Origin of the sequence: Microcoleus sp. Pol14D4 (genome assembly GCF_036701245.1) — a bacterium.
Lineage (GTDB): Bacteria > Cyanobacteriota > Cyanobacteriia > Cyanobacteriales > Microcoleaceae > Microcoleus.
On sequence record NZ_JAUBQM010000001.1, the window covers coordinates 1 to 17,738 of the forward strand.

General features: G+C 45.9%; 19 protein-coding genes. 9 read left to right on the forward strand and 10 right to left on the reverse strand.

Annotation, left to right across the window (positions count from 1 at the left end):
- Positions 1 to 463 precede the first annotated feature (463 nt).
- The gene (locus QUA33_RS00005) at positions 464 to 643 is read left to right on the forward strand and encodes a hypothetical protein (protein WP_333145447.1); all 180 of its coding nucleotides are present in this window, start codon (positions 464 to 466) and stop codon (positions 641 to 643) included.
- Positions 644 to 998: 355 nt separating this feature from the next.
- Positions 999 to 1,910: an SH3 domain-containing protein gene (locus QUA33_RS00010; RefSeq protein WP_333145449.1), complete on the forward strand. Its 912-nt coding sequence runs from the start codon at positions 999 to 1,001 to the stop codon at positions 1,908 to 1,910.
- A gap of 439 nt (positions 1,911 to 2,349) precedes the next feature.
- Here QUA33_RS00010 and QUA33_RS00015 read toward each other — a convergent pair whose 3' ends face one another.
- The 6 genes from QUA33_RS00015 to groES all read right to left on the reverse strand — a co-directional run bounded on the left by QUA33_RS00015 (position 2,350) and on the right by groES (position 7,027).
- A complete protein-coding gene (locus QUA33_RS00015) occupies positions 2,350 to 2,526 on the reverse strand; it encodes a hypothetical protein (RefSeq protein ID WP_333145452.1) in 177 nt (58 codons plus the stop codon).
- Between the two features lie 70 nt (positions 2,527 to 2,596).
- Entirely contained in the window at positions 2,597 to 3,259 is a 663-nt protein-coding gene (locus QUA33_RS00020) for a glutathione S-transferase family protein (RefSeq protein ID WP_333145455.1), read from the reverse strand.
- Between the two features lie 89 nt (positions 3,260 to 3,348).
- Positions 3,349 to 3,678 carry a hypothetical protein gene (locus QUA33_RS00025; protein WP_333145458.1) on the reverse strand — a complete coding sequence of 110 codons (330 nt, stop codon included), beginning with the start codon at positions 3,676 to 3,678 and terminating at the stop codon, positions 3,349 to 3,351.
- 27 nt (positions 3,679 to 3,705) lie between these two features.
- Positions 3,706 to 4,794, reverse strand: coding sequence for a hypothetical protein (locus tag QUA33_RS00030; RefSeq protein ID WP_333145461.1), 1,089 nt, complete (start codon positions 4,792 to 4,794; stop codon positions 3,706 to 3,708).
- Positions 4,795 to 4,933: 139 nt separating this feature from the next.
- Complete coding sequence (groL, locus tag QUA33_RS00035; protein ID WP_015174510.1) at positions 4,934 to 6,577, reverse strand: chaperonin GroEL; 1,644 nt, start codon at positions 6,575 to 6,577, stop codon at positions 4,934 to 4,936.
- Between the two features lie 138 nt (positions 6,578 to 6,715).
- Positions 6,716 to 7,027: a co-chaperone GroES gene (gene groES / locus QUA33_RS00040; RefSeq protein ID WP_006633072.1), complete on the reverse strand. Its 312-nt coding sequence runs from the start codon at positions 7,025 to 7,027 to the stop codon at positions 6,716 to 6,718.
- Positions 7,028 to 7,285: 258 nt separating this feature from the next.
- Here groES and QUA33_RS00045 point away from each other — a divergent pair, with 258 nt between their 5' ends.
- The 7 genes from QUA33_RS00045 to QUA33_RS00075 all read left to right on the forward strand — a co-directional run bounded on the left by QUA33_RS00045 (position 7,286) and on the right by QUA33_RS00075 (position 13,580).
- A complete protein-coding gene (locus tag QUA33_RS00045; RefSeq protein WP_333145463.1) occupies positions 7,286 to 7,711 on the forward strand; it encodes a ferredoxin in 426 nt (141 codons plus the stop codon).
- Positions 7,712 to 8,360: 649 nt separating this feature from the next.
- A complete protein-coding gene (locus tag QUA33_RS00050) occupies positions 8,361 to 9,011 on the forward strand; it encodes a response regulator transcription factor (RefSeq protein WP_333038438.1) in 651 nt (216 codons plus the stop codon).
- 337 nt (positions 9,012 to 9,348) lie between these two features.
- Positions 9,349 to 9,870: a LabA-like NYN domain-containing protein gene (locus tag QUA33_RS00055; protein WP_006633075.1), complete on the forward strand. Its 522-nt coding sequence runs from the start codon at positions 9,349 to 9,351 to the stop codon at positions 9,868 to 9,870.
- Between the two features lie 322 nt (positions 9,871 to 10,192).
- Positions 10,193 to 11,833: a 2-isopropylmalate synthase gene (locus QUA33_RS00060; protein WP_333145465.1), complete on the forward strand. Its 1,641-nt coding sequence runs from the start codon at positions 10,193 to 10,195 to the stop codon at positions 11,831 to 11,833.
- 142 nt (positions 11,834 to 11,975) lie between these two features.
- Positions 11,976 to 12,776: a class I SAM-dependent methyltransferase gene (locus QUA33_RS00065; protein ID WP_333145466.1), complete on the forward strand. Its 801-nt coding sequence runs from the start codon at positions 11,976 to 11,978 to the stop codon at positions 12,774 to 12,776.
- A 46-nt stretch (positions 12,777 to 12,822) separates the two neighbouring features.
- Positions 12,823 to 13,119 (forward strand): antitoxin family protein, encoded by a 297-nt coding sequence (locus tag QUA33_RS00070; RefSeq protein WP_333145468.1) that lies wholly within the window; start codon positions 12,823 to 12,825, stop codon positions 13,117 to 13,119.
- A complete protein-coding gene (locus tag QUA33_RS00075) occupies positions 13,113 to 13,580 on the forward strand; it encodes a type II toxin-antitoxin system VapC family toxin (RefSeq protein WP_333145470.1) in 468 nt (155 codons plus the stop codon). Before QUA33_RS00070 ends, QUA33_RS00075 begins: the two co-directional genes overlap by 7 nt.
- Positions 13,581 to 13,669: 89 nt before the next feature.
- Here the strand turns inward: QUA33_RS00075 and hisC are convergent, their stop codons facing one another.
- From hisC to QUA33_RS00095, 4 genes are all read right to left on the reverse strand, one after another.
- Positions 13,670 to 14,716: a histidinol-phosphate transaminase gene (hisC, locus tag QUA33_RS00080; RefSeq protein ID WP_333145472.1), complete on the reverse strand. Its 1,047-nt coding sequence runs from the start codon at positions 14,714 to 14,716 to the stop codon at positions 13,670 to 13,672.
- Between the two features lie 41 nt (positions 14,717 to 14,757).
- Positions 14,758 to 15,471: a glycerophosphodiester phosphodiesterase family protein gene (locus QUA33_RS00085; RefSeq protein WP_333145474.1), complete on the reverse strand. Its 714-nt coding sequence runs from the start codon at positions 15,469 to 15,471 to the stop codon at positions 14,758 to 14,760.
- Entirely contained in the window at positions 15,468 to 16,322 is an 855-nt protein-coding gene (locus QUA33_RS00090) for an alpha/beta hydrolase (protein WP_333145476.1), read from the reverse strand. Before QUA33_RS00090 ends, QUA33_RS00085 begins: the two co-directional genes overlap by 4 nt.
- A gap of 177 nt (positions 16,323 to 16,499) precedes the next feature.
- Positions 16,500 to 17,561 (reverse strand): esterase-like activity of phytase family protein, encoded by a 1,062-nt coding sequence (locus QUA33_RS00095; protein WP_333145479.1) that lies wholly within the window; start codon positions 17,559 to 17,561, stop codon positions 16,500 to 16,502.
- Between the last annotated feature and the right edge of the window lie 177 nt (positions 17,562 to 17,738).

A 17,738-nucleotide genomic window follows, 5' to 3' on the forward strand; every position in this document is an offset into this window, starting at 1 on the left:
ACATCTTAACTTCTACTTAGATCCACCTCCCTCATTATACATGATTTATGATTTACAAATCATTTGCGATCGCTATAGCAATATAATTAAATCAGAATTGGCGCCAATATTTGGTTTCTGATTTGAGCGGGCTGGTTTTGTTCGGAGGTTTTGTGCTGGTTGTCTCCACAGGAACAAAACCGTTTGCAAACAGCTACAGCAACTGTCGCTGATGGCGGGGCGGCTTTAGCGACAAAAACACAACTGTGTCTCAAGCCGATAAGTTTCCGTTTTGGAAGATTTTATCAAATTGACGCCAGCCATCGGGTCAAGGCGAGCGATTGGTGCTGTTTGCCACAATTTTAAGAGGACTTACCCACGTACTACGATTTTCTGTCGGAAGATAAAGTAGTGAAGCAATCTCAAACCCTTGATTTAACGGCCTTGAGTGCGTAAGTCCTGTTTAAGTAAGGTACGATCGACAGTGGAGATCGAAGAACTGTATCCGGCTTCCGACACCCCACTACGACGATGGGGTCGATCGCGCCAATCGCCTGTCACTCAGAATCTGGCAGCATCTCAAGCACCATCTCTGTCTCGAATCTGCCAAGAATTCACCTGGAAAGCAGCACAATATTACTCAACTGCAACAACTGACAGCTAAATAGTTTAACGAACACCTGACAAGATATTGGCGGACAACAGATGACTTGGATTCCTAGCAAACTGTGCCGCATTTAAACTGTTAACTGTTGAGTTTTGACTTTCCCGCTCTCCCATTCCCCGACTCGGACACTCTCGCCTTCTCCCTTCCCCGCTCTGCCATAATGAGTCATTTATAGGCGTAGCAGCTTTATTTGTCTTCGTTCAACTCACCAAACATTAAATAATATAAATAAAACTTGACTTGCGGTACTAAAAAAGTTATATAGAGCTTTTTGGTGGAAGACAAATCAATTTTTTTGCTATATTGACCTGCAATTAAGATAATGATTGTGGTTAAGTGAGGAGTTGAACGGATGAAAAACTTGAATTGCTGGAATAAACCCGCTGCATTGCTGGGCGCGATCGCGATCGTAGCCGGAAGTGTGCAGGCGAATGCCATCGGTGTTGCCGCCCCATCAACATCCACTGTCAGTCAAGATGCTGAAAATATTTCCTTTGAAGATAGCGCCACGTTTCAAATAGCCCAGGCTGGGAACCTTTGCCGTAAAGTCACTCCCAAAGAAGGTTTGACCGTTCGCCAGAACCCAGACCCCAAATCCCCTAGAGTGGGCGGGGTAGGACTTAACACTCAGGTAACGCTCTCCCAAGGCGCTACTTCGGTTAAAGCCTCCGACGGTCGCCTCTGGATTCAAATTACCGCTCCCGTCACAGGGTATGTAGCTAGCGGCTATCCCAACGACGAAAGTAATTTAGGTTCGTGCACCATTAGTCAAACCCCTTCCCCAAGTCCCGCACCGGCACCAGCACCAGCGCCAGCACCAGCACCAGCGCCAGCACCGGCACCCGCAGCAACACCGGCACCAGCACCAGCGCCTGCACCAGCACCAGCACCAGCACCGGCACCGGCACCGGCACCGGCACCAGCGCCCGCACCAGCACCAGCACCAGCACCAGCGCCAGCGCCCGCACCAGCGCCAGCACCAGCACCAGCACCAGCACCAGCACCAGCGCCTGCACCTGCAACGGGTCCTGTAAGTCTGTGCCGCCAAGTAGAACCTCGCGTAGCGCCGAGGGGTCTAGCTATCCGCACTGAGCCTTCAAAGACTTCTGCTGTTAAAGGCGGTGTACCGGCTAACGGTCAAGTAACGCTTGTACCGAATTTCCAGTTAGTGAAAGATAAGAATGGAGAAAATCGCAATTGGGTTGAGATTTCAGCCCCTGTGGCCGGATTCATCTCGGCGGGAAATTTAATCATGTGCAAGTAAACTTCTGAGTTCGATCGCTCTTTTTGACTAAAAGAGCGATCGACACCGAAAATAGTTTTAAGATTGTCGCGCAGCCAGGGAATAACGCGGAACCCACATTGCTTCCATGACTTACCCATGAATAACTTATTGCTGGCGCGAGTCAGCGGTAGCGAATCTTTCAGGGCCTCTGTTTTTCATCATCAGTTGCGTAAAGTCCTAGCTTCCTTCCTCGCAACGAAGGCGGGGTGAAGAAATTTAAGCAAAAAGCCGATCGACCTTTCTACCTACAGCGCCCGCTTGCCCAATTTTGGTGTCCGCGATTAGGCTGACACTTCGATTGTCGGCCAATCCAGACAATTTCCCACTTATTTTGCCTGAGTCTGAGTTCGATGCGGTGCCACATTCCGGCAACAGAATCGTCAGCTAAACCGACGACGGTTTGGACAATTACGGCTGTTTATCGCGTGGGATATTCAACCGAAATTCGGTCGCTTTTTCTGCCTTCAGATTCTCGGTCACTGCTAAAGAGTTTTACTGCGATATCTTTGGGGTTGGAGACGGTAATTTTGCGATCGGCAAGGAACTGTTTAGCGCTAATTGCTTCGTAGTTCGATCGGGCGGCGGGCTGCCCCATTGCTGCGATGGGAATTTGGATGGAGGTAAAAACAGCTAGAAAAAAAGCGATCGCTTGAGAGTTGATTTGTTCATGAGGCTTCAGATTGTGCCAGAAATTTTTGTCTTCGAGATGCGTAAGCCGCCAAATCTGCCTCGGTGAATTGAGTTTGCTGCCATGAGGGACGCGACATTAGTCGATCGCACCAAGCTTTAATTTTAGGATAGCTGTCTAGGGACACACCAACCCAAGATAGCAAGGGCACGACGGTGCCGGCAACGCACTCGGCAAAGGTGACACTGTTGCTAGCGAAAAAAGGGCGATCGTCCAGCAAGCCTTCAAAGAATTTCAGCACAGTATCGACTTTTTCCTTAGCCTTTTCGATTTCCTGCGGTTGGGGAGTTCCCCGTCCCATTTTTTCACTGCTTAGGGGGTAAAGTTGCGGTATAAGTTCGTTAACCGTGACCAATTCTACCATCCTCACAACTGCCAAATCTTTCGGTTCTTTTGGCAGCATTGCCGGTTCGGGATACTTCGTTTCTAGATAGTCAAGAATTGCTAGAGACTCGACGACAGTGAAGTCATCATCGACCAAAACAGGGATGCGGTGAAAAGGATTCATTGCCCCAAATTCAGGCTGTAAGTTATCCCCGGTTAAGTGGATTTCTACTAATTCAAAGTCGAGGTTTTTTTCTAAGAGAGCGATCCACACGCGGCGGGAGTTGGGGGAAATGGGAGTATGGTAAAGTTTCATAATTGGTGGGGGTGGTTATTCAAAGGTAATAAAAGCCACATTTAGATTATGCACTTAGGCGGATCAGTTTTTGCTGCCTTCTCTCAAAGTTATTCAAGAGCTTGATATGAAATTGCTCTGATCCGTTCACAAGCCTCCTCCGCCGTCATCGCCTCGCTAGTTTCCCACTCTGCAAAAGTCTCTTCTAGGGCTTCAGATAGCGCTTGTTCATAAGCGATATCTTCTCGTTCAGTTGTATTCTGCTCTAAACCTCTCTTCATGTCTGCTAGTAGAAGCTCTAAAAATTTAATATCGTTGCCTTGATCGGCAGCCTCATCCTCATCTACATCTTCAATTACTTGCAAACGTTCTTGATAGGCATTGATTTGATGTTCAATGGCTTCTATAATAAACTTTAAATCTTTAAATGATAGATTCATGTTAGCTTACTATCCTATAAATCACCTCTACAGGTAGTATGAGGGATCGATTTCAGAGTCATCGTCAGAGGTACGTTCGGCACGAATCTCGTCCATAATTTCCTGAAAATCTGGATCGTCTTTAAACACACCCGCAAATTGCATCCAGGCGGGTTCTGAAGTTTGAATCGGGACTTCCCAGGAAAGAGTTTCAATATGCTTAAGTCGTTCTAAAAATGTGGTTTGAATTTTGGTAATTGCTTCTTCTCGACTTGCTGCTTCAACTCGACATTGGGGAAACTCAAAAATAGAAGCAGAAACCTTTCCTGAAGAGAGGGTTTCTAACAGGAGTGTTACTTTCAATTGGCTAGATGGTTGGGAGTGCAATACATTTAAGCTTGTTAACCTATTGACATTTGCTTTAGGGATTTTATTAATTTCGCAGTACATATTACATTGCTGCACCAACTCTGATTTAACAGCGCAAAACTCCTTGCACACTATGAAAATTCTGCAAGCATCTCCAAATGCTGAATGAGGTTTCATCTTATTTTTATACTTTAATGGCAATTTATAGTTAAAATTCTTTGATCCAAAGCATTTATTTTTAGCATAAAATCCGATAATCAACGATATTTTGTCAAGAGAGAAGAGATAGCCTATCTCCTTTTCAATAACAAGTTGTATGTCAATAACTTGAATATTCGATATATTGACTTTTGCCATTTTCAAAATCTTGATATCCTCCCTCCCACCAAAAAACACAATCTGGTCAACTTGATGTATCTTAAACAGGTTGTGAATGTATTCGCGTAATTCATCTAGGCATTGGGAGCGTAGCTTTCTTGCTATAACTTGATCAGACTTTTCTAACCGATAGCTCGGATCGAATACTTTCTGATACTCTCCTCTTTTAAGGTTTGCCACTCTTTCCGAAAATCCAACAGTTTTACCAATGTCATTGATAATATTTTTCCTGATAACAAGGAATACATCATAGGATAATTTTTTACTCTCAAATAAAAGCTGATGGCGCTCTACATCATATATCACGGCCCCAATTTCTGTAGGAAAATAGTTTCCTCTAAAATAACCATAAATTGGCCCAAACTCCAAATCTAAAAATAGAGTATTCATCTACCTGCTACTTGCTAACTAGCTCAATTTTTTAATCCTACTATAATTGTGCAACGCCAAAGCACTTCCCAAATATAACAAACAGGGCGGGCCCTAAAGCCCGCCCCATCAAACTAGCTATTAGTAATCAAACTATCGATTAGTAATCGAAGTCGCCGCCGCCCATGCCGCCGCCAGCGCCAGCAGCAGCAGCGCCATCCTTCGGTTCAGGCTTGTCAACGACGATGCACTCGGTTGTCAGCACCATACCAGCAATAGATGCGGCATTTTGCAGAGCAGAACGAGTCACCTTCGCAGGGTCAACGATACCAGCTTCAAACATATCGACAAACTCATTTGTCGCTGCGTTGAAACCAACGTTAAACGGCTTTTCTTTGACGCGCTCAGCAATCACAGCGCCGTTCAAACCAGCATTTTCAGCAATCCGCTTCAGAGGAGCAGCCAGAGCCCGTGCCACAATCAAAGCACCGGTCAATTCTTCGCCCTTGAGGCTGCTGTTAGCCCACTCTTCCAATTGAGGAGTCAGGTGAGCCAAAGTTGTACCGCCACCAGGAACAATTCCTTCTTCAACTGCAGCTTTGGTAGCGTTGATCGCATCTTCAAGACGCAGTTTGCGATCCTTCATTTCTGTTTCGGTAGCCGCACCGACTTTGATGACTGCGACGCCGCCAGCCAATTTGGCCAAACGTTCTTGCAGCTTCTCTTTGTCGTAGGAAGACTCGGTTTCGTCCATTTGACGGCGAATTTGTTCGCAGCGGGACTTGACCGCGGCTTCGTTACCTTCGGCAACAATTGTGGTGCTGTCTTTGGTGATGGTGATGCGGCGGGCTTTGCCGATCATGTCGAGCTTGGTGTTTTCCAGTTTCAAACCGGCATCTTCGGTGATTAGTTGACCGCCGGTCAATACGGCGATATCTTCTAACATGGCTTTGCGCCGATCGCCAAAACCGGGTGCTTTCACAGCAGTCACGTTCAACACACCGCGCAGTTTGTTGACAACGAGAGTAGCTAAAGCTTCTTTCTCAATGTCTTCTGCAATGATCAACAGCGGGCGGCCGGAACGAGCTACTTGTTCGAGCACAGGTACTAAATCTTGTACCAGAGCGATTTTCTTGTCTGTCAGCAAGATGAAGGGTTCTTCTAGAATCGCTTCCATCCGCTCAGTATCGGTGACGAAATAGGGAGAAATGTAGCCTTTGTCGAAGCGCATCCCTTCGGTGATTTCCAATTCGGTGGTCATAGACTTCCCTTCTTCTAGGGAAATCACGCCTTCTTTGCCCACCTTGTCCATTGCGTTAGCAATCATTTGACCGACTTCATCGTCGTTACCAGCAGAGATGGAGCCGACTTGAGCGATGGCTTTGGAATCTTCTACTTGTTTGGCGTGTTCGGCAATTTTTTCTACCAAAAACGTCGTTGCTTTGTCAACACCGCGCTTGAGGGCGATCGCATTTGCACCGGCTGCTACGTTACGCAGGCCTTCTTTGACCATTGCGTGAGCCAAAACGGTAGCAGTTGTGGTACCGTCGCCTGCTGCGTCGTTGGTTTTGGAAGCTGCTTGACGGATCAGGGCAACGCCTGTATTTTCTACGTGGTCTTCTAGTTCGATTTCTTTGGCGATGGTAACGCCGTCATTGACGATCTGAGGAGCTCCGAATTTCTTTTCGAGAACCACGTTACGGCCTTTGGGGCCGAGGGTTACGGCCACTGCTTCGGCCAAAATGTCCATACCGCGTTCGAGGGCGCGACGTGCATTTTCGTTGTAGATGATACGCTTAGCCATAGTTTTTGGGGATTTGAGGGTTTGAGATTTTGGATTGGGGATTATGGATTTTAGTCATTTGTCCCGTGTCATTAGTTGTTTGGCGGCGTTCGCTTTAAACTAATGACTGATGACTAAGGACTGATGACTAATGATTAATTAGTTAACGATCGCCAGAATGTCTTTTTCTGCAAGCAAGACGTATTCGTCTGTGCCGAGTTTGATGTCGGTGCCGGCGTATTTCGAGTAGAGAACTTTGTCGCCGACTTTGACTTCCATTTCAGTGCGGCTGCCGTCGTCATTGCGCTTGCCGGGGCCCACGGCCGCGACTTCGCCTACTTGGGGCTTTTCTTTTGCTGTGTCGGGCAGAAGGATGCCGCCGGCGGTTTTTTCTTCGCTAGCGCTTACTTTTACGAACACGCGCTCGCCTAACGGTTTAACGGTAGAAACACTCAGTGATACTGCTGCCATAAATAAATCTCCAGATTACAGATTGTCGTGAGTCAGTCGTCAGGGGTCACGATGAAAGCAACAGCGGACTACTTACAACTGACATATTAGCACTCTCGACTCCTGAGTGCTAATTTAGCTTTAGTCAGGGGCGATCGCAACTTAGTTGTCAGTACGGGTTCCCGAACCGAGCATGAGTTGGAGGGAAGGAGAAGGGGGAGTGGGGGCTGTGGTGATGACTTTAGAGCGCTAACCAATTACTTTTGATTGATGAAGACAATGACAGAAAATAACGAGGAATCTTGCAGCCAAGGCTTGAGTGCTTGCGTCCAAAGCCTGGGAATCGATCGAATCGAGCGGCATATTTTTATCTGTGCCGACCAAACCGTGCCCAAGTGCTGCGATCGACAAACGAGTCTGGTGGCTTGGAATTACTTAAAAAAACGCTTGCAAGAATTGGGGTTGGACAAGCCAAGTGCCACTCGGCCAACCTGCGTTTTTCGCACGAAAGCCAATTGCCTGCGAGTGTGCGCGTCTGGCCCGATTATGGTAGTCTATCCAGACGGAGTGTGGTATCGCGACGTTACTCCACCCGTCATTGAGAGAATTATTCAGGAACATCTCCTAAACTCAAAGGTGGTTCAAGAATACGCTTTCTTGACTCATCCTTTGCCTGTGCCTTCTGAGGCCCAGCCAAACATTTAAGTATAGCGCTGTTTAAAGTACAGGGTTATAGGTAAAGTGTTAAATTTAAGGTTAAGGGTGAGAATTTGAGACAGTTTGGCGTCCGGGCGATCGCACCTGCTACAGTTCAATAAAACTGTAGTTAGGTTCTTGTCTTACTTGTGCGGCTTCCCGTGTTCCTGGTGTTTCTCAAAAGGTACAGTAAAAAAAATCTATCCGAGGAACTGTGAAATTTTGTGCAAAAATTTCTCAGTGGCAGACACTAAGCAGGTTGCCAAACTACACTAAAAGAAGTTAAATACGTAAGTAGGGAGTCTGCTTAAATTTCTCTATATCAGAAGTATCATTTAAAACCGGGGCATTAACCTGAAATTGAACCGATCGAGATTAACTATTTAACTTGGGCTCTGTTAGGGAGTCTCCAATCAATCAAGGCTGATCTTGGTAGGGCGATCGTCCATTACAGGTTTGGGCTGCATTCCAGGTCGTAAGACACTGACAAACAGCCGTCAATTATAGGTTGGAAAGCGGTAATACCCGCCCCGCTTTCCCTCACCGCCATCCCTTCAGCCGACCGTCGTCCTCCACTCCCAGCCTGGTGGCGGGGGACTGACGGAAAAAACAGAAGTGAAAACAAGGAAGTGTGCGGGATACTTTAGCGGGAATAAACATGACAAAGGACAATAATTCAGGAGAGCAAAAACGGCTGATGCTGGTTGACGACGACCCCAACTTGATCTTGCTCGTCAAGGACTACTTGGAGTTTCGGGGTTACAACGTCATTACAGCAGAAAACGGCAGAGACGCTCTGGAAAAACTAGAACAAGAAGTTCCCGACTTGATTATCTGCGACGTGATGATGCCGGAAATGGACGGCTACACTTTAGTCAAACACATCAGGGAAGACCCTCGCACTAGCTGGATTCCGGTTCTTTTCTTGTCCGCAAAAGGTCAAAGTTCAGACCGAGTAAAAGGCTTGAGCACTGGGGCTGACGTTTATATAGTCAAGCCTTTTGAACCAGAAGAACTGGTAGCCCAAGTGGAATCTTCTCTGAAAGCAGCATCCCGCTTGATTCGCCACTCAAATCCCGGTATGGAGAGTGGCCCAAAAATTAAGGCGCGCCGCAATGTCGAATTGACTCCCACTGAGTTAAAGGTGGTACAGTTGCTAGCGCAGGGCATGGCAAACCGCCAGATCGCAGACGTGATGAATGTAAGCCAGCGGACTATCGAAAGCCACGTCAGCAATATGCTGGGTAAAACAGGTCTGCACAACCGGACAGAGTTAGCTCGCTGGGCCCTTGAAAGCAAAAAGGCTTGAGCGGAGGTAGTCTGCGCTATGAAATCAGGGGAGCAAAATCTACTGCTATGCGTTTCGGTATGCCTGCTTGGTGGTAGGGCGGTGGGCGCGGTAGTTTGAAGGCGCCATTAACCTTGACACGGCAGCCGGTATTGAGTTACGAGGCGTATAGTTTGTGAGGGCCCCTCGCTCAAATGCAAGCAGGGTTAAAAGAACCCTCTGGCGGTAGAGCCGAAAATATGAAATACTGGGGAGATGGAGTTTTCTGAAGTCTAATCTATTGCCTCAGTTAGCTCCATGTTGCTAAAATGTGATATTTAGATTAACTTCTTTCTACAATTATTAGGTCTAAGTTTCTATGACAAACTTAATGAACCGCCTTTCTATTTTTGTGGACGGGAACAATATGTTCTACGCTCAACAAAAGAACGGCTGGTTTTTTGATCCTCGCAGGGTGCTCGAATATTTCAAAACTTCGCAGCCGAATGTCATCTTGATCAATGCTTTCTGGTATACGGGCCTAAAAGACCCCCAAGATCAAAGGGGATTTCGAGATGCTTTAATCAGTCTAGGTTACACGGTTCGCACTAAAATTCTTAAGGAATATTACGACGATGCTTCGGGCAGATATTCTCAAAAGGCTAATTTAGACATAGAAATTGTGGTTGATATGTTTAATACCGTGGATCAATACGACCAAGTTGTGCTCTTTAGCGGGGATGGAGATTTTGAGCGGGCGATCGAACTTCTCCGCTCGAAAAATACTCATATTACTGTGGTATCAACCGAAGGAATGATTGCTAGAGAGTTACGAAATGCTACAGATAGGTATATAGACCTAAATGAAATTAGGGAACATATCGAGAAGATGGATTATTAGTCAGTAGTTATTAGTCATTAGTCAGTAGTTAGTAGTTATTAGTCATTAGTCAGTAGTTATTAGTCAGCACTTATGGGTTATGGGTTATTAATTATTCGTTATTGGCGCGAAACACGGGACTGGTGCCCCCGCCCAAAAACGCATACTTGCTTTCCGATAGGAGCCGCCAGTAGCCCAAAATTTTAGACTAAGGTTCAAGTTCCCAGATTCATCTGTGGAGTAAATCTAAAATCTAAAATCTAAAATCTAAAATCGACTGACTGGAGGCTAAAAATCCAGAAAAACGGACAAGTAAAAATCAGGAAAACACTTTTTTAGAGCTATGAAAACTCAACCAAGTCAAGACCGAATTATTATTTTCGATACGACTTTGCGCGACGGAGAACAATCTCCGGGTGCATCTCTGAATGTGGATGAAAAGCTGACGATCGCTCGCCAGTTAGCGAGATTGGGCGTGGATGTGATTGAAGCGGGTTTCCCTTTCACCAGCACGGGAGATTTTGAGGCAGTCCAAAAAATAGCCCGATCGGTTGGCACAGAAAATGGGCCGACAATTTGCGGTTTAGCGAGGGCGAGAAAGGAGGATATTAAAACAGCAGCCGAGGCTCTCAAACCCGCAGTAAATTCGCGAATTCATACGTTTCTGGCTACGTCCGATATTCACTTGGAGTATAAGCTGAAAAAGACGCGGGCTGAGGTTCTGGAAATTGTGCCGGAAATGGTGGCTTACGCTAAGTCTTTTGTGGAGGATGTGGAGTTTTCGCCGGAAGATGCTTGTCGATCGGAACCGGAGTTTTTGTATCAGGTTCTAGAACGGGCGATCGCAGCCGGTGCGACTACTGTTAATATTCCCGATACAGTCGGTTACACGACTCCGAGCGAGTTTGGGGCTTTGATTCGGGGAATTAAGGAAAATGTGCCGAATATCGATCGCGCAATTATTTCGGTGCACGGTCACAATGACTTAGGATTGGCTGTTGCTAACTTTTTGGAAGCTGTGAAAAATGGCGCCAGACAGTTAGAATGCACGATTAACGGGATTGGCGAACGGGCGGGAAATGCGGCTCTGGAAGAGTTGGTAATGGCGCTTTACGTGCGGCGCAAATATTATAATCCGTTCTTGGGCCGGGCTGCGGATTCTGAGGAACCGCTGACAAATATTGACTCGCGCCAAATTTACAAAACTTCCCGCTTGGTTTCCAATTTGACGGGGATGTTGGTGCAGCCAAATAAGGCGATTGTCGGGGCAAATGCTTTCGCTCACGAGTCGGGAATTCACCAAGATGGGGTGCTGAAAAATAAGCGGACATACGAGATTATGGACGCTGAGTCGATCGGCTTAACTGAAAACCAAATCGTCTTGGGTAAATTATCCGGCCGCCACGCATTTCACACTCGCTTGAAAGAGTTGGGTTTTGAAATGGCAGACGATGAGCTAAATAAGGCTTTTGTCAAGTTTAAGGATTTGGCAGATAAGAAAAAAGAGATTACTGATTGGGATTTAGAGGCGATCGCCAATAACGAAGCGCACCAAGCACCGGAACTGTTCCGGTTAGAATTGGTACAGGTTTCTTGCGGCGACAAATCTCGGCCCACAGCAACCGTCACTGTACGAAATCCGGCGGGCGAAGAATTGACCGATGCTGCGATCGGCACTGGGCCTGTGGATGCGATTTACAGGGCAATTAACCGGGTGGTAAACGTACCCAACGAGTTGATCGAGTTTTCTGTACAGTCGGTGACAGCGGGCATAGATGCGATCGGCGAAGTAACAATTCGCTTGCGGCACGAAGGCAAAGTATTTTCCGGTCACTCAGCCAATACTGACATTATCGTAGCGTCCGCAGAAGCATACATCAGCGCTTTAAATCGCCTGTATCAGGCATTGCAGTCTAATCCTGAAAAAGCCTCGGAACAGCCAACTGCGATCGGAAATCAAGTTGTTGCAAAAGCACAGCGCTGATAAATTTAGTGTCAGCCATTTTTCTTGAAACAAACCGCAGACGAACCCAGATCGAAGCAGATAAATCTCAATTAATCTGCCTTAATCCCGGTTTATCTGCGGTTTAAAATTACTGTTTTTACTAATAACCAACTCTTGAAAAATGCAAGACGAAACTTTAAAAAAAGAACGACAATTCCACGATGCTTGGGCATCCACAATCGATATTGACGGCATTCGAGTCAATGATTACTTTGAAGCTTGTACCGCCCCAGAAAATAGATTTATCGTCCAGCAAATGGGCGATATTACAGGCAAACGCCTGTTAGATTTAGGCTGCGGCGCGGGAGAAAATAGCGTTTATTTTGCTAAAAAAGGTGCCAAGTGTGTGGCTGCTGACTATTCTCAGGGCATGGTAGAAGTTGCTCTGAAATTGGCTGAGAAAAACGGCGTCACAATAGACGGCTGCACGGTGAATGCAATGGCAATGGATTTCCCGGACAATAGTTTTGATATTGTTTATGCTTCTAATTTGTTGCACCATTTACCGGAACCAGAAAAGGCAATTCGCGAAATGCACCGCGTCCTAAAGCCTGGGGGTAAAGCTTGTTTTTGGGACCCGATGAAGCACAATCCTGTGATTAATGTTTACCGTAGGATGGCTACTGAGGTGCGGACGGAGGATGAAACTCCTCTGGATATTAATATTGTGAATTGTGTTAAGTCTTTGTTTTCTGAGACGGCTTACGATACGTTTTGGCTGACATCGCTTTGGATCTTTTTACGCTTTTATTTGATCGAAAAAGTGCATCCCAATGAGGAGCGTTATTGGAAAAAGATTATCATTGAACAAGAGAGATTGAAACCGGAATATTCTAGGTTAGAAGGGTGGGATGGCTTTTTGAAGAAGTTGCCTTTGATGAAGCGATTAGCTTGGAACTTGGCTGTGGTGGCAACGAAGTAATTAAAAGAAGTACAATAAGTCAAAGCATTTAATTAAGAGGCTAATTATGCCAGAAACTATTACTGCTATCTACGAAAACGGGGTTTTTCGTCCCTTGAGTTCTGTGTCTTTCAAAGATGGGGAAACTGTGCAGATTCAACTCTGGCCAGATGATCCAAAAAAGCAGGCAGAATTGGCAATCCAGTTTTTAGTTGACCGAGGGTTGGTGACTCCACTACCTAACGATCCCCATAACGTCGAGGCTGTCACTGATGAAGATGTGTATGAATTGGCTAAAAGGTTAGGGGCAAAACCGGGCAAGCCTCTGTCAGAAATTATTATCGAGGATCGCGGCCCGTGGTAAACATTTATTTTTTGGATAGCAGCGCCCTCATCAAAAGATATGTGGTTGAAATTGGCAGCCCTTGGATAAAAACGCTCACGGATTCCCAGACTGGTAACTCGCTGCTTGTAGTCCGCATCACCTGGGTGGAAGTTCTTAGTGCTTTTGCACGCAGACAACGTGAAGGCGGTATAACTGCTGCGGAAGTTGCTGCACTTATTGCAAAGTTTCGCTCCGAATTCAATAGTCGGTATAGAGTTATCGAAGTTGATCTGGCACTGGTTGAAAGGGCGGGTCAATTGATTGTTCAATATCCACTGCGGGCTTATGATGCTGTGCAATTGGCCTCTGCTTTGCGCGTTCAATCTGTTTTAACATCCATGCCAGAAACTCAACTAATTTTTGTTTCGGCGGACAACAGATTGCTGGATATTGCTCAGTCGGCAGGGTTGGCGATTGATAATCCTAATAATTATCAGTAATCAAGATCTTTGTAGTGAGGAATGCAAGTCTCCCTAAAAATCATAGGACTAAAGTCCTCACTAGAAACTAATTTTAGTGCGATCGTTATTTATAGGATTTCTTTCAAAGTTTTAACCAATATTTGATTTTGTTCCTCCGTACCTAGACTAATCCGCAATTTGTCTTCTAATCGCGGCTGATTGAAGTATCGAATCAATATTCCCCGTACTTTGAGTGTTTGATAAATTCTTTCTGCATCGCCGTTTGGTGGCCTAACTAACAAAAAGTTGGCTTGCGAGGGCCAAACGTCAAAGCCTAATTCCTTGAAGCTAACGGCTAGTTTTGCTCGCGAAGCCTTAATCTTTTCGGCGTTCGCTGTTTTGTGGTCTCGATCGGCGATCGCAGCCGCCCCCACTGCATAGGCTAAAGCATCCACATTATAGCTGTCTTTGATTTTATTTAATTCTGCCAGCAGCGCCGGATTGGCTATGGCAAAACCCAGCCTCAATCCTGCTAGGGAATAACCTTTTGAAAGCGTCCTCAAAACTATAACATTACTGTACTTTTTTGCCAAGTTCAAAGCATTGTCTTCGGCGAAATCTACATAAGCTTCGTCGATGACAAGAACGCCCGATAACTCTTTAGCCAGTTTCTCCAAATCTGCAACCGATATTGCTGTTCCCGATGGACTGTTTGGCGAAGCTACAAATGTCACTGCACCCTGGGCTGCTATTAGCAAATCGACTGGTAACTTGTAGTCGTCGGGATAAGGAACTTCAACAAATTCTGCATCTTGAATTGCTGCCAAAGTGCGGTACAATACATAGGTGGGCGCAGGACAAACAATCTGTTTCCCAGATTCGCCCACAGCGCGAACTATCAAGTTTAATAAATCGTCGCTGCCGTTACCTACAACAATCCAATCGTCAGCAACTCCCAAAACTTTACTAGCAGCAATGCGGAAAAGTTTGCCAGTTGGATCTGGATAGCGCCGCAGCATTTCTCCGTCTATTTCCTGAAGCACTTTTAAGGCTTTGGGAGAAGGCGGATAGGGATTTTCATTAGAATTTAGTTTAATAACTTTTGTGCCTATCGGTGGCTGTTCCCCCGGCACATAGCCAGACATTTCGTGGATGCTTTGGCGAAAGTAATTCATCTATTATCTGCGTTTATTTGCGTTCATCTGCGGTTAAGAAATTATATCAAACAATTAGTGACTATCCGCATTATACCCAAATCAATTAACTTTTGCATATCCGCTCGATCGTCCACCGTCCAGGCCACAATGTCAACTCCCTGACTCCGGCTTTCTTGAATTAGTGCGGGGTTTTCCAGCAACACGCGGTACTGGCTGCTAATCAAATTATCCCGATGCGCCACAGCTTGAGCTAATTGAGTTTTGTATGCTTCTAGATTAGCAACAATGTGTCCGATCGCCAAATCGCCAGATAGCCGCCGCACTTGTTCCAGAAATCCATCGTTAAAAGAGGTAATAACGCATTTGTGTTGGATGTCTTCGCCCTTCAAAGTGTTGACAAAATCCGCGACATCTGCATCCGACCACTCGCAGTGAGGTTTGACATCAAAGTAAAGAAATTTGTCAACATTTTTGAGGATAGCTAATGATTCTTTTAAGGTAGGAATTTTTTCTTGGGAAAATTCATCGCTAAACCATTTTCCGGCATTAAGTGTCTGCAATTCAAACAGGGTTGTTTCCCTAACTTTGCCAGAAACTCCAGTGATTCTATCTAATGTTGCGTCGTGAAAAATCACTGGTACGTTGTCGGCGGATAGCTGGATGTCAAATTCGATCGAATGAGCTCCACGGGCGATCGCCAGCTCAAAAGCTGCTAAAGTATTCTCGGGGGCGATCGCCGAAAATCCCCGATGTGCGATAATTTCTAAATTCACTGTCTAGTGCCCTCTAAAAAACCTGCCACAGTTTGATTAAAAGTTTCCGGTTCAGTCAAAAAAGACCAGTGATTCCCCGGTACTTTTGCAACAGTAAGATTTTTCAAGTATCTCTTGTATGGCTGCATTTGCCAAGCCATGCGATTTACGCCTTTTTCCGGCTGTACAAACAAAGTCGGTATCTCAATATTTTCAGTTAAACCCGCAACTTTCATTACTTCTACAAATATCTGATTTCTGGCTGCAATCGCAAATTTACTGCCCCAACTCCCGTCGGATTTTTGTTCGATTTGCTGTTGGAATACCATTTGCTGCACGTCACTCCAATCTGCGTATTCTCCCGATTGTTTTGCTGCTGCTTCTGCTTGGGATAAAGTCGCAAACGGGCCCACACATTTGAGACAGTCTAATTTTCGGTAAACAATTGGCAAGGTGAGTTTAATGGCGGCGGGCATTTTGGTGATGAAGATGGGGTCTACTAAAATCATACTGCAAAAGCGATCGGGATTTTGCCTCGCCCAAATCGGTGCTAGTTTGCCCGTCCAAGAATGTCCTAAAATGTGGGCGTCGGGCCAGTTGAGATGTGCCATCAAAGCTTCTAAATCTGCGATCGCACTTTTAAAAGTATAGCCTGTTTTCGGTTTGCTACTTTCTCCGTGACCGCGCATATCTGGCGCTACAATATGATAGCGGTTGGACAAGTAATTGCCGAAGTTAGTCCAGACAGGCGCACTATCTGCTAAACCGTGCAGCAGCAGCAAACGCGGAACTTTTTCTTTCGCTGTTTCTGGCTGCCATTCTAGGTAGGAAAGTTCTATTTCTGGTAATTGCAAAGTCTTACGAGTTGGCATAATTAGGGTATTTTATAGTTGGATAAATGTGATTTAACTTGTTGGTGAACAGGCAAGATGCCTGTTCCACAAAGAGTGAATTTTCTTGTACTGTTTTCATAAACAGGCAATCTCACTGTTTCACAAAGAATAAATCTTCTTGTGGGGTGGGGTGGGCTTCTAGCCCGCCCTTCTAACTTAACCTTTGCCCTTCAAACTCAACAAGATAAACTGAGTTTTCTGCGCTTCATCAAAATTGTCATCGCTGACCAAAACTAGACTCTGGCTGCCATCTGGCAAGCGCGGGCCGAGGGTCATCCCCTCTAAATTGTACAGCGGAATTCCGAGTTGGCTTAAGTCTAGCAGCAACTTTTTCTTAACAGGTTCGACTGCCACTTGTCCTTTAAAACTCTGGATTCTCGAAGTATCTGTAGCCGCCCCAACCGCTACTTGATAAATCCTAGCGCCGTATCCCGACAGCCCAAAAGAACGTTCTAAACTCAGAATCTGACCGCCACCTACAGTTACTAATTCTGTTAAACCGTTCAAAACTGTCATGGGAACTTGGTCTAACTTGTAAAGATTTTCCGATACTAATTGCGGCGTTTTATCGACGATGACATAATGTAAAAGACGGATTTTCTTTTCCTGTTCCGGGTCTAAATCTTGCATTAACGGCGCTTCCGTAGCTGCGAACAAACGAAACGGATCGAGACCGCCCGGACTAAAGGTTTCTGGGTCGATGGTTAAAGATTCAAAACCTAAATTGTCCACCACTCCTTGCTGCTGTTTTTCATCGCTGGCATCGGGAATATAGCGCTTGGGTATCGGCAAATTTCCCCGCATTTGCCCTGTTTTGAGGTCAAATTCTCCGAGAAAAGGAGGGATGCCCACATGAGTAACGCCTTCGCTGGCGACAAATACTGAGTTGCGGGGAGAAAGGGCGATGCCTTCGGGATTTATGGAACCCCAAGAAAAGGTTTCACCGTCTGCTTTTTTGAGGGAGGTAACGCCTTCCACGGTAACTTTTTTCAGTCGAATATTGCCGGGGTCACTTGATGTGAGGTCGAGTCTGAGACTGTAAAATCTGGCTTCTCCGTTTTCGCTGGGGTCGTCGGAAAGAGCGTAAAAGCGATAAGCTTTGGAAGTGACTGCGCTAATACCTTTGGGGTCGTAGGTAATTGCTGACAAACCGCCGACTGGTACTCCTTCAAAATTGATTTTTGGCAATTCGTACTCTCCCAAAAATTCTAGAGACATTTCTGGAAAAGAGCGGTCTTTTGCAACTGCGGGAGGGGGGGCGCAAGCTGTGCAAACAGTTAACAGAATTAGGGCTAGACTGAATAAGTGTAAAATACGTTGGCGAAGCCCGCCCCTACGGGGGCTACGCCAACGAAGAGGATCGCCCAACGCCTTTAAATCAAAAGAATTGCTCAG

Bases quoted from the DNA above. Each gene is read 5' to 3' on its own strand.
- groL (WP_015174510.1), bottom strand. From the start codon at position 6,577: ATGGCTAAGCGTATCATCTACAACGAAAATGCACGTCGCGCCCTCGAA.
- hisC (WP_333145472.1), bottom strand. From the start codon at position 14,716: ATGAATTACTTTCGCCAAAGCATCCACGAAATGTCTGGCTATGTGCCG.
- QUA33_RS00025 (WP_333145458.1), bottom strand. From the start codon at position 3,678: ATGAATCTATCATTTAAAGATTTAAAGTTTATTATAGAAGCCATTGAA.
- QUA33_RS00050 (WP_333038438.1), top strand. From the start codon at position 8,361: ATGACAAAGGACAATAATTCAGGAGAGCAAAAACGGCTGATGCTGGTT.
- QUA33_RS00020 (WP_333145455.1), bottom strand. From the start codon at position 3,259: ATGAAACTTTACCATACTCCCATTTCCCCCAACTCCCGCCGCGTGTGG.
- QUA33_RS00030 (WP_333145461.1), bottom strand. From the start codon at position 4,794: ATGAATACTCTATTTTTAGATTTGGAGTTTGGGCCAATTTATGGTTAT.
- QUA33_RS00090 (WP_333145476.1), bottom strand. From the start codon at position 16,322: ATGCCAACTCGTAAGACTTTGCAATTACCAGAAATAGAACTTTCCTAC.
- QUA33_RS00060 (WP_333145465.1), top strand. From the start codon at position 10,193: ATGAAAACTCAACCAAGTCAAGACCGAATTATTATTTTCGATACGACT.
- groES (WP_006633072.1), bottom strand. From the start codon at position 7,027: ATGGCAGCAGTATCACTGAGTGTTTCTACCGTTAAACCGTTAGGCGAG.
- QUA33_RS00010 (WP_333145449.1), top strand. From the start codon at position 999: ATGAAAAACTTGAATTGCTGGAATAAACCCGCTGCATTGCTGGGCGCG.
- QUA33_RS00070 (WP_333145468.1), top strand. From the start codon at position 12,823: ATGCCAGAAACTATTACTGCTATCTACGAAAACGGGGTTTTTCGTCCC.
- QUA33_RS00095 (WP_333145479.1), bottom strand. From the start codon at position 17,561: ATGTCTCTAGAATTTTTGGGAGAGTACGAATTGCCAAAAATCAATTTT.
- QUA33_RS00065 (WP_333145466.1), top strand. From the start codon at position 11,976: ATGCAAGACGAAACTTTAAAAAAAGAACGACAATTCCACGATGCTTGG.
- QUA33_RS00055 (WP_006633075.1), top strand. From the start codon at position 9,349: ATGACAAACTTAATGAACCGCCTTTCTATTTTTGTGGACGGGAACAAT.
- QUA33_RS00015 (WP_333145452.1), bottom strand. From the start codon at position 2,526: ATGGGGCAGCCCGCCGCCCGATCGAACTACGAAGCAATTAGCGCTAAA.
- QUA33_RS00045 (WP_333145463.1), top strand. From the start codon at position 7,286: ATGACAGAAAATAACGAGGAATCTTGCAGCCAAGGCTTGAGTGCTTGC.